General features: G+C 70.0%; 11 protein-coding genes and 1 pseudogene. 7 read left to right on the top strand and 5 right to left on the bottom strand.

What is annotated here, in order from left to right; genetic code table 11:
• Positions 1–73 precede the first annotated feature (73 nt).
• The 3 genes from J7E96_RS03750 to glgX are packed head-to-tail and all read right to left on the bottom strand — an operon-like array spanning position 74 to position 6,124.
• Entirely contained in the window at positions 74–1,987 is a 1,914-nt protein-coding gene (locus J7E96_RS03750) for an ABC transporter ATP-binding protein (protein WP_215127382.1), read from the bottom strand.
• Positions 1,984–3,789 (bottom strand): ABC transporter ATP-binding protein, encoded by a 1,806-nt coding sequence (locus tag J7E96_RS03745; protein WP_215127381.1) that lies wholly within the window; start codon positions 3,787–3,789, stop codon positions 1,984–1,986. The genes J7E96_RS03750 and J7E96_RS03745 overlap by 4 nt, the downstream gene beginning before the upstream one ends.
• A gap of 43 nt (positions 3,790–3,832) precedes the next feature.
• Positions 3,833–6,124 (bottom strand): glycogen debranching protein GlgX, encoded by a 2,292-nt coding sequence (gene glgX / locus J7E96_RS03740; protein ID WP_215127379.1) that lies wholly within the window; start codon positions 6,122–6,124, stop codon positions 3,833–3,835.
• Positions 6,125–6,289: 165 nt separating this feature from the next.
• On the opposite strand from glgX, the gene J7E96_RS03735 reads away from it, so the two are divergent.
• The 6 genes and pseudogenes from J7E96_RS03735 to J7E96_RS03710 all read left to right on the top strand — a co-directional run bounded on the left by J7E96_RS03735 (position 6,290) and on the right by J7E96_RS03710 (position 12,891).
• Positions 6,290–7,489, top strand: a complete 1,200-nt coding sequence (locus J7E96_RS03735; protein WP_308295825.1) for an Ig-like domain-containing protein — start codon at positions 6,290–6,292, stop codon at positions 7,487–7,489.
• Between the two features lie 161 nt (positions 7,490–7,650).
• Entirely contained in the window at positions 7,651–8,913 is a 1,263-nt protein-coding gene (locus J7E96_RS03730) for an Ig-like domain-containing protein (RefSeq protein ID WP_215127375.1), read from the top strand.
• Between the two features lie 80 nt (positions 8,914–8,993).
• Positions 8,994–9,761 (top strand): enoyl-CoA hydratase/isomerase family protein, encoded by a 768-nt coding sequence (locus J7E96_RS03725; protein ID WP_215127373.1) that lies wholly within the window; start codon positions 8,994–8,996, stop codon positions 9,759–9,761.
• 259 nt (positions 9,762–10,020) lie between these two features.
• Positions 10,021–10,536 (top strand): ATP-binding protein, encoded by a 516-nt coding sequence (locus J7E96_RS03720; RefSeq protein ID WP_215127372.1) that lies wholly within the window; start codon positions 10,021–10,023, stop codon positions 10,534–10,536.
• Positions 10,537–10,925: 389 nt separating this feature from the next.
• Positions 10,926–11,716, top strand: a pseudogene (locus J7E96_RS03715) (polysaccharide deacetylase family protein).
• Positions 11,713–12,891: a YncE family protein gene (locus tag J7E96_RS03710; protein WP_215127368.1), complete on the top strand. Its 1,179-nt coding sequence runs from the start codon at positions 11,713–11,715 to the stop codon at positions 12,889–12,891. Before J7E96_RS03715 ends, J7E96_RS03710 begins: the two are co-directional and overlap by 4 nt.
• A 69-nt stretch (positions 12,892–12,960) precedes the next feature.
• Here J7E96_RS03710 and J7E96_RS03705 read toward each other — a convergent pair whose 3' ends face one another.
• Positions 12,961–14,151: a cytochrome P450 gene (locus J7E96_RS03705; protein ID WP_215127367.1), complete on the bottom strand. Its 1,191-nt coding sequence runs from the start codon at positions 14,149–14,151 to the stop codon at positions 12,961–12,963.
• Between the two features lie 488 nt (positions 14,152–14,639).
• On the opposite strand from J7E96_RS03705, the gene J7E96_RS03700 reads away from it, so the two are divergent.
• A complete protein-coding gene (locus J7E96_RS03700) occupies positions 14,640–14,855 on the top strand; it encodes an EF-hand domain-containing protein (RefSeq protein ID WP_215127365.1) in 216 nt (71 codons plus the stop codon).
• Positions 14,856–14,890: 35 nt separating this feature from the next.
• Here J7E96_RS03700 and J7E96_RS03695 read toward each other — a convergent pair whose 3' ends face one another.
• Entirely contained in the window at positions 14,891–15,472 is a 582-nt protein-coding gene (locus J7E96_RS03695; protein ID WP_215127363.1) for a PadR family transcriptional regulator, read from the bottom strand.
• Positions 15,473–15,481: the final 9 nt, after the last annotated feature.

Below are 15,481 nucleotides of genomic sequence, written 5' to 3'. Positions count from 1 at the left end.
TAGTCATGTTCGCTGAGCGGACGCTTCGCGGGCTGTTCACCGCGAGGCAGTATGGCCGCGCCGGAGCGCGACATCAGGCCAGGCTGTCTCGCCAGGCCCGGTGCAGGCCGGCGAAGTGGCCCGTGCCGCCGATGAGTTCGCTGGGGGAGCCGTCCTCGACGATGCGGCCGTGTTCCATGACCAGCACCCGGTCGGCGATCTCCACCGTCGACAGCCGGTGCGCGATCACCACGGCCGTACGCCCGCGCAGCACCGTGTCCATCGCGCGCTGCACCGCCCGCTCGCCCGGGACGTCCAGGGACGACGTCGCCTCGTCGAGGATCAGCACCGCGGGGTCGGCCAGCAACGCGCGGGCGAAGGCGACCAGCTGCCGCTGACCGGCCGAGATGCGGCCGCCCCGCTTGCGTACGTCCGTGTCGTACCCCTCGGGCAGGCCGCTGATGAAGTCGTGCGCGCCGATCGCCTTCGCGGCCCGCTCGATGTCCTCGCGGGTGGCGTCCGGGCGGCCGATGGCGATGTTCTCGGCGACCGTACCGGAGAACAGGAACGCCTCCTGGGTCACCATCACCACCCCGCGCCGCAGCTCGGCCACGGCGAGATCGCGCAGGTCGGTGCCGTCGAGGAGGACGCGGCCCCCGGTCGGATCGTAGAAGCGGGCCAGCAGCTTGGCGAGCGTCGACTTGCCCGCGCCCGTCGATCCGACGACGGCGACGGTCTGGCCGGCGGGCAGCGTCAGGCTGAAGCGCGGCAGGACCTCGCCGCCGGTGCGGTAGGCGAAGCTGACGTCGTCGAAGACGACCTCGCGGCCCGGCCCGCCGTCCCCGAGGGCGGGCAGTTCACGCGGCTCGGCCGGTTCGCGGACGGTCGGGGTCTGGGCGAGCAGGCCCGCGATCTTCTCCAGGGAAGCGGCGGCCGACTGGTAGGAGTTGAGGAACATCCCGAGCCGGTCGATCGGGTCGTACAGCCGCCGCAGGTAGAGCACGGAGGCGGCGAGGACGCCGAGCTCCAGCCTGCCGTCCGCGACCTGGTAGGCGCCCCACAGGACCATCCCGGCGACCGCGGTGTTGGCGACCAGCCGGGAGCCGACGACGTACTGGGCCATCTCCAGCAGGCCGTCGCCGTTCGTCCGCTCGTGGCGGTGGTTGAGCACACGGAACTCGGCGTCGTTCGCCCGCTCGCGCCGGAACGCCCGTACCGGCCGGATGCCGTTCATCGTCTCAGCGAACTTCACGATGACGGCGGCGATCGCCGTCGACCGCTTGCTGAAGATGACGGAGACGCGGGCGCGGTAACGCCGGATGAGCAGATACAGCGGTACGAAGGACAACACCGCCAGCCCGCCGATCCCCGCGTCGAGATACAGCAGCAGCGCGCAGATGTAGACGCAGGAGAGGATGACGCCGATCAGTTCCTGCAAACCCTCGCTGAGCAGCTGCCGCAGCGACTCCACGTCGGTCGTCGACCGCGAGATCAGCCGCCCGGACGTATACCGCTCGTGGAAGTCGACGCTCAGCGCCTGCGCGTGCCGGAAGATCCTGCCGCGCAGATCGAGGAGTACGTCCTGGTTGACGCGGGCGGCGAGCCGGATGAAGGCGTACTGGAGCAGGCCCGCGCCGACCGAGCACAGCAGATAGCCGGCCGCGACGGCGACCAGCGGCCCGAAGTCGTCGCGCCGCAGGGCCGGTACGCCGCGGTCGATGGCGTACGCGACGAGCAGCGGCCCCGCCTGCACCGCCGCCTGCTGGAGCAGCAGGAGAAGCGTGGCTACGCCGACCCTGACCCGCCGGGGCCGCAGCAGCGACCGCAGCAGCGCCCCCGTCGCCCCTCTGGGCGCGGGCAACGCGTCCCGGTCAAAGGAATCCCCACCCCGCTCCCCGCCTCCGGCTTCCGTCCCGGGCTCCGCTGCGGTCCCGGTGCCCGCCCTCGCCCCGGCCGCGTCGTCGGCGTCCGCCCGACCGTCCGCCTGGCCGTCCGCGGTGGTGGTCATGTCTTGGCCCCCCTTTCGCCGACGGGCCGGCCGTCGGACGTCCCCGACATCAGCCACGCGTACTCCGCGCTGCTGTGCAGCAGTTCGTGGTGGGTGCCGACGGCCGTGATGCGGCCGGCGGAGAGCAGCGCCACCCGGTCCGCGAGCAGCACGGTGGACGGGCGGTGCGCGACGACGAGCGCGGTCGTGTCCGCCAGGACCTGCCGCAGCGCCGCCTCCACCAGCGCCTCCGTATGCACGTCGAGCGCCGACAGTGGATCGTCGAGCACGAGGAAACGCGGCCTGCCCACCACCGCCCTGGCCAGCGCCAGCCGTTGCCGCTGACCGCCGGACAGGCTCAGCCCCTGCTCACCGACCTGCGTGGCCGTGCCCTGCGGCAGCCGGTGTACGAAGCCGGCCTGCGCGGTGTCCAGGGCCCGGTCCAGGTCGGCTTCTTCCGCGTTGCCGCCCGCGCCCATCAGGACGTTCTCCCCGACAGTCGCCGAGAACAGCGTCGGCTCCTCGAAGGCGACGGACACCAGCTCCCGCAGCCGCTCGCGCGGTATCGCCGTGATGTCCTGCCCGTCGAGCGTGATCCGCCCGCCCGTCACTTCGTGCAGCCTCGGTACGAGCGTGGTGAGCGTCGTCTTGCCGCTGCCGGTGGCGCCGACGAGGGCCATCGTCTCGCCCGGCCGTACGTGCAGATCGATGTGGGCCAGGACGGGCGGAGTTCCGGGGGACGCGTCGGGGTACCGGAACTCGACCCCCTCGAAGACGATCCCGTCCCGGACAGGAGCTGCCGTAACCAGCGGCGCGCCCTCCTCCGTCTCCTCCCGCGCGTCCATCACCTCGAAGTACCGCTCGGTCGCCGTCGCCGCGTCCTGGCTGATCGCGAGCAGGAAGCCGATCGACTCCACCGGCCAGCGCAGCGCCAGCGCCGTCGACAGGAACGCCACCAGCGTGCCCGCCGACAGCTCGCCGTCGGCGACCTGCACCGTGCCGAGCACCAGCGCCGCGCCGATCGCCAGTTCCGGCAGAGCCGTGATGACGGCCCAGATGCCGGCCAGCAGCCGGGCCTTCGTCAGCTCCGTGCCCCGCAGCGTCAGCGACAGCTCACGGAAGGCCTGGGCCTGACTGCGGTGCCGGCCGAACCCCTTGATGACGCGGATTCCGAGCACGCTCTCCTCGACGACCGTCGTCAGGTCGCCGACCTGGTCCTGGGAACGCCGCGCGACCAGTGAGTACTTCGACTCGAAGGCAAAGCACAGCATCACCAGCGGAATCACGGGCGCCAGCAGCACCAGCCCCAGCGACCACTGCTGTTGCAGCAGGATGACGAAACCGACCAGGATCGTCACCCCGTTGACCAGCAGGAACGTCAGCGGAAACGCCAGGAACATCCGCAGCAGCATCAGATCCGTGGTCCCGCGCGACAGCAGCTGCCCCGACGGCCACCGGTCGTGGAAAGCCACCGGCAGCCGTTGCAGATGCCGGTACAGATCGCCCCGCATCGCCGCCTCCACCCCGGCGAGCGGCCGCGCCACCAGCCACCGCCGCAGCCCGAAGAGCGCCGCCTCCGTGATCCCGAGCAGCAGCAGGTACAGCGCGCCGAGCCACACCCCGCCCGGGTCCCGGTCCGCGACCGGACCGTCCACGATCCACTTCAGGACCAGTGGGATGACCAGGCCGAGGCAGGAGGCCAGCACCGCGACGAACGCCGCGCAGGCCAGGCGTGTGCGCACCGGGCGCACGTAGGGCCACAGGCGCAGCAGTGAACGTACGGCCGATCTGTCCTTGGCAGGTGGTGCATCCGTTCCGGTCATCAGGATCGAGCGTACGGTTCACCACTGACAGCGCTCAGCGAATTTACGCCGACCTCGCCTTCAGCAGAAGCACCGATCTGCCCGGCACGGTGATCGTCCCGCCCGCCGGGTGCACCGTCCCCGGCGCCGCTTCCTGGCTCTCCTGCGACGTGTCCACGACCAGTTCGTACGTCCGCGCCCACGGCGGCCCCGGCAGCACGAAACTCACCGGACTGTCCCCCGCGTGCAGTACGGCGAGAAAGCTGTCGTCCGTGATCTTCGCTCCGCGCGCGTCGCGTCCCGGAATGTCACGGCCGGACAGGTAGAAGCCCACGGTAGGGGCCGGGGCGTACCAGTCCTGCTGCGTCATCTCCCCGCCGCGCGGGGTGAACCACGCCAGGTCGCGCAGCCCGTCCGCCGCCTGCGCGCGCCCCGAGAAGAACGCGCGGCGCCGCAGCACCGGATGCGCGTGCCGCAGCGCCAGCAGACGGGACGTCAGCTCGAAGAGCTCCCGCCAGCCGGGGTCATCCAGCAGCGACCAGTCGATCCAGCTGACCTCGTTGTCCTGGCAGTACGCGTTGTTGTTGCCGCCCTGCGTACGCCCCATCTCGTCGCCCGCGACCAGCATCGGCACGCCCGTCGACAGCAGCAGCGTCGTCACCAGGTTCCGCAGCTGCCGCCGGCGCAGGGCGTTCACCCCGGCGTCCTCGGTCTCCCCTTCCGCGCCGCAGTTCCACGAACGGTTGTCGTTCGTCCCGTCCCGGTTGCCCTCCCCGTTCGCCGCGTTGTGCTTCTGGTGGTACGACACGAGGTCCCGCAGTGTGAAGCCGTCGTGCGCGGTGATGAAGTTGACCGAGGCGTACGGGCGACGGCCGCCCCACGCGTAGAGATCGCTCGACCCCGACAGCCGGTAGCCCAGGTCCCGGACATCCGGCAGCGCGCCCCGCCAGAAGTCCCGTACGGCGTCCCGGTAGCGGTCGTTCCACTCGGTCCAGAGCGGGGGGAAAGCGCCCACCTGGTAGCCGCCGTTCCCCACGTCCCACGGCTCGGCGATCAGCTTCACCCGGCGCAGCACCGGGTCCTGCGCGATCACCGCGAGAAAGGGCGACAGCATGTCGACGTCGTGCATCGAGCGTGCGAGCGCCGCCGCGAGGTCGAAGCGGAAGCCGTCCACGCCCATTTCGGAGACCCAGTACCGGAGCGAGTCGGTGATCAGCCGCAGGACGTTCGGCTGTACGACGTGCAGGGTGTTCCCGCAGCCCGTGTAGTCGGCGTACCGTCTGGCGTCGTTCTGGAGCCGGTAGTAGCCGCGGTTGTCGATGCCGCGCAGCGACAGCGTGGGCCCCAGCTCACCCGCCTCCGCCGTGTGGTTGTAGACCACGTCGAGGATGACCTCGATGCCGGCGGCGTGCAGGGCCCGCACCATCTCCTTGAACTCGCCGACCTGCTGCCCGCCCGTCCCCGACGCCGCGTAGGCGGCGTGCGGCGCGAAGTAACCGATGGAGTTGTAGCCCCAGTAGTTGCGCAGGCCGCGCCGCAGCAGGTGGTCCTCGTGGGCGAACTGGTGCACCGGCAGCAGCTCGACCGCCGTCACCCCCAGCCGCTGGAGATGCTCGATCGCGGCCGGATGCCCCAGTCCGGCGTACGTACCGCGCAGCTCCTCCGGAATGCCCGGATGCAGTTTGGTGAAGCCGCGCACGTGCAGTTCGTAGATGACGGAGTCCGCCCACGGCGTCTTGGGCCGCCGGTCGTCCACCCAGTCGTCGTCGGGCGCGTCATCGTGCACCACCACGCCCTTGGGCACGAACGGCGCCGAGTCCCGGCCGTCGCGCACGGTGTCCGCGACGTTCTGCTGGGGCCAGTCCCTGACGTGCCCGTACACCTCCCCCGGCAGTGTGAAGTCGCCATCGACGGCCCGCGCGTACGGGTCGAGCAGCAGCTTCGCGTGGTTCCAGCGCGCGCCGGTCCACGGGTCCCAGCGGCCGTGCACACGGAAGCCGTAGCGCTGCCCCGCCCGTACGCCCGGTAGGAAGCCGTGCCAGATCTCGTGGGTCAGCTCGGTCAGCGGGCAGCGCGTCTCGTTGCCGTCCTCGTCGAAGAGGCACACCTCGACGGCCTCGGCCCCGCCCGCCCACAGTGCGAAATTGGTGCCCGCGACACCGTCGGGGCCGACGCGAAAGCGTGCCCCCAGCGGAGTCGGCGCGCCCGGCCACACGCGTGGCCGGCCCGGGGCGTGGCCAGGGCGCCGCCCGTTGACCGCGGCCGGGGCGGCCGCGGGGCGGCTGTCGCTCACCGCCTCGGGCACCGCTGCCGGCACCGCCTCCTGTACTGCCTCCTGCTCGGCTGCGCTGGACACCTGTAAGCCTCCCGCGGCTCGTTGGGACCGGCGGATCCTTGAGGCGTACGGCGTCCCGGCCGTGGCCCCCTCGCGTGGTCCTCCCACCTGTTCTTCCCGTAACGGGGCTCGTACTCACGTTTCCCCTGGAGGGGGGCGGTCGTTGGGCCGGACGTGAGAGACGCAGTGAGACGCGCACGGGCGGCCCTGACCGCCCTACTGGCAGGGGCGGGACTGATCGCCGGGCTCGCGGGATGCACGGCCGACGGCGATTCGCTGTTCGGCGGGAAGCCGCGTTCGCCCAAGGACCACATCCGGATCGTTCCCGAGAACGGCGCGACGGGAATCAGGGCCGACGGCCGTATCGAGGTGAAGGTCCCCGACGGACAACTGGAGCGGGTTCAGGTCGTACGGGTCGAGGACGCCGATCAGCACGAGGTCACCGGCCGGATCGCGGACGACGGGCTGAGCTGGCGGCCGGACGCCGGACCGCTGCGGCTGGCCGCCAAGTACACGGTCGACGCGGTCGCCCTCGACGGACACGGCCGGCGCTCCGCCCGGCGCACCTCGTTCACGACGGTCGTCCCCGAGCACCGGTTCATCGGGTACTTCAAGCCGGAGAACCGGTCCACCGTCGGCACCGGAATGATCGTTTCTTTTTCCTTCAACCGTGCCGTCGTCAACCGCGCCGCCGTCGAACGCGCCATCAAGGTCACCTCCCAGCCGCCGGTGGAGGTGTCGGGCCACTGGTTCGGCAACCAGCGCCTCGACTTCAGGCCGCGCGACTACTGGAAACCGGGCACCCGCGTCAGCGTCGACCTGCGGCTGCGCGACGTCGAGGCCGCCCCCGGCGTGTTCGGCATCCAGCACAAGGCCGTCGGTTTCACGGTCGGCCGCTCCCAGGTGTCCACGGTGGACGCGGAGGCACACACCATGGTCGTACGGCGCGACGGCGAGAAGCCGGTGAGTGTGCCGGTCAGCGCGGGGGCGCCGAAGAGCACGACGTACAACGGAAAGATGGTCGTCACCGAGCTGTACGACGTCACCCGGATGGACGGCAGGACCGTCGGCTTCGGCGGCGAGTACGACATCCCGGACGTACCGCACGCGATGCGGCTGACGGCTTCGGGGACCTTCCTGCACGGCAACTACTGGGCTCCGGCGAAGACGTTCGGATCGGCCAACACGAGCCATGGATGCATCGGGCTGCGCGATGTGAAAGGCGGCAGTCCGGACACTCCGGGCGGCTGGTTCTTCGACCGCACGCTCATCGGGGACGTGGTGGAAGTGGTGAACTCCCGCGACCGGCAGGTCGCTCCCGACAACGGCCTCGGCGGCTGGAACATGGACTGGGACCGCTGGAAGGCCGGTTCCGCGGTGAAGTGATTCTCCCTCCCCGCTCTCGCGGGTACTTGGAACTGAACGGTGACATATACCGGGATCCCGGGACGCGACCGGTGTGATTACCATTCACCAGGCGCGCGGTTGCCGCGCGGTGGGGGTGCGGGCCATGGCTGAGGCCGGGCCGTGCGAGGGGAGAACGAAAAGTGAAAAGGCAGCCGATATTGGGGACATCGGCCGGAGCCCGGCGGGGGCGCGGATCTCGGCGCGGGGGGCCGGGACTGCTGGCCCTGCTGCTGGGGGCGATGCTGCTGTTCGTCACGGCGTGCGGGGGAAGCGGTGACTCCGGCGGTGGCGACGGCAAGGGCGAGAAGGACGGGGCGGGGAAGGCCGCCGACACCAAGGCGTCGCAGGCCGTGGTGACGATCGCGCCCAAGGACGAGGCGAAGAACGTCGCCACGAGCGGCGCTCTGAGGATCGGCGCGGACAAGGGCAAGCTGACGTCCGTCACGGTCGAGGACACCAAGGGCAACGAGGTCGAGGGAAAGATCACCGCGGGCGGCGCCGTCTGGGAGCCGACGCACCACCTCGCCGCCGCGACCAAGTACAAGGTCCACGCGATCGCGAAGGACTCCGAGGGCCGTGAGTCCGCGAAGGACACCACCTTCACGACGCTCGTACCGAAGAACACCTTCGTCAGCTACTTCACGCCCGAGGACGGCTCGACGGTCGGCGTCGGAATGCCGGTCTCGCTGCGTTTCAGCCGCGGCATCACCGCACCGGAGGACGTAGAGAAGGCCATCAAGGTCACGGCGGAGCCGTCGGTGCCGATCGAGGGCCACTGGTTCGGCAACGACCGCCTCGACTTCCGCCCCGAGAAGTACTGGGCGGCGGGCACCAAGGTGACGCTGAAGCTCAACCTCGACGGCGTCGAGGGCCGGCCCGGCGTGTACGGCAAGCAGTCGAAGACGGTGAAGTTCACGGTCGGCCGCAGTCAGGTCAGCGTCGTGGACGCCAGCGCCAAGAAGATGGTTGTCAAGCGCGACGGCAAGGTCTTCAAGACCATCCCGATCACCGCGGGCGCCCCGTCGACGACGACGTACAACGGCCAGATGGTCATCAGCGAGAAGTACCGGGTGACGCGCATGAACGGCGCCACCGTCGGCTTCGGCGGCGAATACGACATCAAGGACGTGCCGCACGCGATGCGCCTGTCCACCTCGGGCACTTTCATCCACGGCAACTACTGGGCGGGCGCGGGCACCTTCGGGTCGGCCAACGTCAGCCACGGGTGCGTGGGGCTGCGGGACGTGCGGGGCGGATGGGACAAGCAGACCCCGGCCGCCTGGTTCTTCAACAACTCGATCCTCGGTGACGTGGTCGTCGTGAAGAACTCCCACGACAAGCAGATCCAGCCGGACAACGGCCTCAACGGCTGGAACATGTCCTGGGCGGAGTGGAAGAAGTAACACACGCCGTACGTACGGGCCCGGTGCTGTTGTTCACAGCACCGGGCCCGTTGTCGTTAACGGGGGCTAACCTCGCTCGTATGACTGTGAATCTCGAAGTCTCCGAGGGCGTCGGCACCATCCGCCTGGCACGCCCCCCGATGAACGCACTGGACATCGCCACCCAGGACCGGCTGCGCGAGCTCGCCGAGGAGGCGACCCGGCGCGACGACGTGCGCGCCGTGGTCATCTACGGCGGCGAGAAGGTGTTCGCGGCCGGCGCGGACATCAAGGAGATGCAGGTGATGGACCATGCGGCGATGGTCGTACGCTCCAAGGCCCTCCAGGACTCGTTCACCGCGGTCGCCCGCATCCCGAAGCCCGTAGTCGCCGCGATCACCGGCTACGCGCTGGGCGGCGGCTGCGAGCTCGCCCTGTGCGCCGATTTCCGTATCGCCGGCGACAACGCCAAGCTCGGCCAGCCCGAGATCCTGCTCGGCCTGATCCCCGGCGCCGGCGGCACGCAGCGGCTCGCGCGGCTGGTCGGCCCCTCCAAGGCCAAGGACCTGATCTTCACCGGGCGCCAGGTGCGCGCCGACGAGGCGTTGGCGATCGGCCTGGTCGACCGGGTCGTGCCGGCCGCCGAGGTGTACGAGCAGGCGCACGCCTGGGCCGCGAAGCTCGCGCAGGGCCCCGCGATGGCGCTGCGGGCGGCCAAGGAGTGCGTCGACGCGGGGCTGGAGACGGACGTGGACACCGGGCTCACCATCGAACGCAACTGGTTCGCGGGGCTGTTCGCCACCGAGGACCGGGAGCGCGGCATGCGCAGTTTTGTCGAGGAGGGGCCCGGCAAGGCCAAGTTTCTCTGATGCACGGCAAGTTGGCGTGAAGTTGGCGGGTAATCCTCACGGGGGGTTTAACCCAGTCTTAACGCAGCATGAAGGGCGCCTTGTGGGGGGGTTTCGGTGACCGGCCGTACGCGTTATGTCACCGCAGGTCATAAGGGGTGCGGTGGGCGCTTTGCTGCCACTGGCATATGCCAACCCGCACCCTCGGGCGGGGGTGTTCCGGGGGGCCGATTCCCCCGGAACGGCCCCGGACGGCCTCGCGGGCGGCCATGATGGTGGCATGTCGGGGCTGGAGGGTGTGGAACAACCGCGGCCGCGCGGCAGCGCGACTGCCGCGCGGTGGACGCCGACCGTAGAGGACGAACAAGCGTTCAAAGCAGTGGAGTTGTTCGGGAATCCGACGGATGAGGAAGTCCGGCTGCCTTCTCGTCCGGAGTCGGCGGCCACGGCGCGGCGGCTCACGCACTGCGTGGTGTTCCGCCAGTGGGGGCTCTCCCCGCAGACCGCGGAGTACGCGGTGCTGCTCGTCTCGGAGCTCGTGGGCAACGCCGTGCGGCACACCGGCGCCCGCGTCTTCGGGCTGCGCATGCTGCGCCGCAGGGGCTGGATAAGGATCGAGGTGCGCGACCCGTCGCGCGGCCTGCCGTGTCTGATGCCCGTGCGCGAACTCGACACCAGCGGCCGCGGGCTCTTCCTCGTCGACAAGCTCTCCGACCGGTGGGGCGTGGATCTGCTGCCGCGCGGCAAGACCACCTGGTTCGAGATGCGGGTCTCTGACCGCATCGTCGAGCGCTGACGGTACGGCGAGCTGACGGGTACACAAAAGCCCCCTGCGGCCGGGGTGCGGCTCTTCGGGGGCTTTTGTGGAGCGCCGTGGAACGAGGGGGTGTGATCCACGGCCGCTGTGACGACGACCTGGCCCGGGTCAATGGGGGTCGTGGCGCTGACTATGGCAGACAGGTGAGCACGGCGCCAAAAGCCCACCCTGGGGCAAACCGTGCAAGATGGGGCACTCTTAAGATGAATCAAAGGTGAGTTGAGCCACTCGCCTGGTAATACGCGCATAAATATGAGCGCAGGTGAGTGGATCCATACCCGGAACGGGTGCGGAGCGGCTCGCCGTAAGACGACCCGCTAGGCCCCGAATTGGCTCAATCGTTACTTTTTGGTCGCATTACCCCTTAAATGGGGCGCGTGACACTGACATGCCGCCGCAGCGTGCTGCGCGCGGGAGCGGGAGCCGCCGGGGCGGCCGTCGCGGCAGCGCTCGCCACCAGCTGCGGCGCGGGCGCCGGGTCACCCGCTTCCGTACCGTCGCTCCCCGTACCGCCCGCCGCGCCGCGCCCCGCCCCAGCCCCCACCGTTTCCCCGGCCTGCCCGTCCAGATCACCCACGGCCCGCGCGACCGCCCCCGCATCGCCCTCACCTTCCACGGGCAGGGCGACCCGGCCATCGCGAAGGCCGTGCTCGCCGAGGCCGAGCGGGCCGGCGCCCGCCTCACCGTCCTCGCGGTCGGCAGCTGGCTCGACGCCCATCCGGCGCTCGCCCGCCGGATCCTCGACGGCGGCCACGACCTCGGCAACCACACCCGGCGCCACCTCACCATCTCGGCCATGGGGGAGCGGGAGGCGTACGCCGAGATCAGCGGCTGCGCGGACCGGCTGCGCCGGCTCACCGGCTCCATCGGCACCTGGTTCCGCCCATCGCGCACCCAGTACGCCACCCCGCTCGTGCAGCGGCTGGCGCGCCGGGCGGGCTATCCGCACGTCCTCTCGTACGACGTCGACTCGCTCGACTTCACCTCTCCCGGCGCCCCGGCCGTCACCCGGAAAATCGCCGGGGAAATCCGCAACGGATCCGTGGTGAGCCTGCACCTCGGCTACGCGGACACGGTCACCGCCCTGCCCGCCCTCCTCGACGAACTCGACCGCCGCGGCCTGCGCGCGGTGACGACCACGGAGCTGCTGACCCGATGACGACGATCACCCGACGTACGACCGCGCTGCTCGCCGGCGCCCTCCTGGCGGCCCTCGCGGGCTGCGCCGACCCCTCAGGCCCGGCCGAGGCCCGCGGCACCAAGGGCGTAGCGCCGCCCGCCAAGGTGAAGAAGACCGCGCCGCCCGGACTGCCGGGGATGCCGCCGGTGCTCGACACCAAGGACGTGTACGCCGCGGACCGGCCGAACCAGCTGTCACCGGTCGTCAAGGACTTCCCGTCGCGCGTCTACGTCCCCAACACCAACTCCAACACGGTGTCGGTGATCGACCCCAAGACGTACAAGGTCATCGAGACGATCCCGGTGGGCATCCAGCCGCAGCACGTCGTCCCGTCCTGGGACATGAAGACCCTGTGGGTCAACAACAACCGCGGCCACACCCTCACCCCGATCAACCCCGCCACAGGCAAGGTGGGCAAGCCGGTGGAGGTGCACGACCCGTACAACCTCTACTTCACGCCCAACGGCAGGTACGCCGTGGTCATGGCGTCGATGGACCGCGAACTGGTCTTCCGCGATCCGCACACCATGGACCGCGTCAAAACCGTGCCGGTGAGCTGCGCGGGCGTGAACCACGCCGACTTCTCCGCCGACGGGCGCTACTTCGTCGTCTCCTGCGAGTTCTCCGGCGAGCTGCTGAAGGTCGACACCGAGAAGATGCAGGTCGTCGGCCAGCAGAAGCTTCCGTTCGAGGGCGCGATGCCGCAGGACGTGAAGATCTCGCCCGACGGCAAGACGATCTACATCGCCGACATGATGGCGCACGGCATGTGGGTCCTGGACGGCGCGAAGTTCACCACCCCCAAGCTGCTGCCGACCGGCAAGGGCTGCCACGGGCTGTACGTCTCGCGCGACTCCAAGGAGATGTACGTATCCAACCGGGGCGAGGGCTCCGTCTCCGTCTTCGACTTCGCGAAGAACAAGCTGACGAAGAAGTGGCACCTGCCGGACGGCGGAAGCCCCGACATGGGCGGTGTCTCGGCGGACGGCAAGGTGCTGTGGCTGTCCGGGCGGTACGACTCGGAGGTGTACGCGATCGACACCACCACCGGCAAGCAGCTCGCCCGTATCCCGGTCGGCGGCGGCCCGCACGGCCTGGCGGTCTACCCGCAGCCGGGCCGCTACTCGCTGGGCCACACGGGTATCTTCCGCTGAACCTCCAGCCGCTGAGGCGTTCGAGGAGCGGGGCCCGGGGCGAAACCCCGCTTACCTGCTCCCGGCCCCCTACCAGAGCACCGGCAACCGCTCCGGCAAGCGCTTGATGAAGCCCGTACGCCACACCAGTTGCTCCGCCGGCACCGCGAGCCCCAGCCGCGGCATCCGGTCCACCAGCGCCGCCAGAGCCGTCTCCGCGTGCGCGCGCCCCAGCGCCGACGCCGGGCAGAAGTGCCGGCCGCCGCCGAAGGACAGATGCGGGTTGTGTTCGCGGTTCAGGTTCAGCTTCTCGGGGTCCTCGAAGACCTCCGGGTCGAAGTTGGCGCCCTCGACGAGGACCAGGACCAGATCTCCCTTGCGTACGAGAACGTCACCGAGCTGTACGTCGGCGAGCGCGAGCCGGGGCAGGCCGTCGCCGATCGACAGATTCCAGCGCAACAGCTCGTCGACGGCCCGGCCCATCCGGTCGGGATGGTTGCGCAGATACCCGATCAGCTCCGGCCGCTGGAGCAGCGCGAGCACCGCCAGCACCAGGAAGGCGGAGGTCGAGACCGCGCCCGCGCCGAACAGCGAGGCGGCGACCGTGGCGAGCATCTCGTCCGTCAGATGCGCCGACTCGGCGTCTTCGCGCAGCGCCGCCAGCTCACCGAGCAGCCCCGAGCGTTCGGACACGGGAGCGTTCAGCCGCTCCACCATGTAGCCGACGTCCTTGTACCAGTTGAGCTTCGAGCCCTCGAAGGGGTGCGCGCTGGTCATGAACGCGATGTCCAGGCTCGACATGAGCCGCGGCCAGTCCTCGAACGGCACCCCGAGAACCTTGCAGTGCAGCGCCGCCGAGAAGGGATCGGCGAACCCCGCCCGGAGGTCCACCGGCGGCCCCCAGGCCATCAGGTCGTCGATGAGCCGGTCCGCCGTGACGCGAAGCCAGCCGTCCAGCCCTACGCCGGCACGCGGGTTGAGCGCCTTCATCACCGCACCGCGCAGCCCGGCGCTGTTGATGTTCCCCATGTTGCTGACCACCTCGGGCGGGATGGTCATCGCGTACTGCCGGGGCACGCCGGGGGTGGCCGTGTCCTTGAGGCTGAACCGCTCGTCCTCCAGCACCTGTTTGGCCAGCGCGTAGCTGCTCACCAGCCAGGCGCTGTCACCGGTGAGTGTGCGCACCCGGGCCACGGGCTGCTGCTCGCGGAGCCAGGAACACTCTTCGGGGAGTACGTCGCCCCGTCGGGAGAGGGGGAATTCAAGCAGCTTGTCGGTCATCGTCCGCAGTCCTTCCGTAGGCATCGGGTTTTACGACGGCACAGGCAAAGCGCTGACGGGCCGTCACGGAAGTGCTCCACCATCGCGTCGCAGCTCTCGCGGAATTCGTCGTCCGTGGCTATCGGGGCGTGGTCGCCCCCGGAGCAGATGGTGCGGCGTTGGGGGGTGTAGGGCTGGATCGTGAATGCGTCAGTCGTAATGGCCACTGATGGAAACGCCCTTGGCGCCGCTAGTCCCGGGGAGCCCTGTGCTCCTGGTGTGGCGACGACGCCATGAAGTTATCGCCCGTCGGCGGAGAGTTACGAAGCGGCCCCGGGTATTGGCCGGAACTCAGCACTTTGGGGCGAAAACCCCACTGTCCCGCGCGGAGAGTTTTACGGAGAAATACTTCAGCGCGCCACCACCGAACCCGGGTGCCCGGCAGGGCCCGTGACCGGCCCGATAATCTGTGCGGGTTCTGATCAGCACCAGAAGGGGTGGGTCCATCCATGGCGGACATCGAGTCGGCGCGCAAGGCTTTCGAGCGGTACGACCTCAACGGGGACGGGGCGATCTCGGCGGTCGAGTACAAGAGCGTCATGGCGCAGCTCGGTGACCCCTACGTCACCGAGACGGTGGCCCAGGCCGTGATCAACTCCCACGACGGCAACGGTGACGGCAAGCTCACCTTCGACGAGTTCTGGGCGGCCCAGAACAAGGGCTGACCGCCGCGTACGGCACGGGCCCGGAATCTCCCCGCTCAGGGCGTGGATTCCGGGCCCGTACGCGCATCCGCAGCCGTTTCTTCGAGGTCGTCGAGCTCAGCCTGCGCCGCCTCCAGCCAGCCGACCCAGAAGCTCTCCAGGTCGATCCCCGCGCGCAGGACCAGATGCCGCAGCCGGTCACTCCGACTGTCCTTGCCCGCGCCGAAGTCGCGTTCCTCGATCGCGCGGTACTCCGCCAACTGTGCGCGGTGGATTGCCAGATGGCGGCGTACCTCCGCCTCCAGGCCCTGCGTGCCCACGACACCCGCCGCGCGCAGGCGCAGCAGGAGTGCGTCGCGGATCGGCTTGGGATCCTCTATCTTCCCCACCCACGCGGCCAGTTCGTCGCGCCCGGCCGGCAGGACCTCGTACTCCTTCTTCTGCCCGCGCGTCGGCTGCTGCGGCTGGGGCAGGGCCCGGATCGCGCCGGACTGCTCCAGCTTGGCCAGCTCGCGGTATATCTGCTGGTGCGTGGCGGACCAGAAGTAGCCGATGGACTTGTCGAACCTGCGGGTCAGCTCCAGCCCGGACGACGGCTTTTCGAGCAGGGCGGTGAGGATCGCGTACGGGAGGGACATGAGCGCATC

Origin of the sequence: Streptomyces sp. ISL-96, from assembly GCF_018614035.1 — a bacterium.
In the GTDB taxonomy this organism is placed as follows: Bacteria; Actinomycetota; Actinomycetes; order Streptomycetales; family Streptomycetaceae; genus Streptomyces.
The sequence above is the reverse complement of the archived record's forward strand: the minus strand, read 5'-3'. Positions and strand labels throughout refer to the sequence as shown.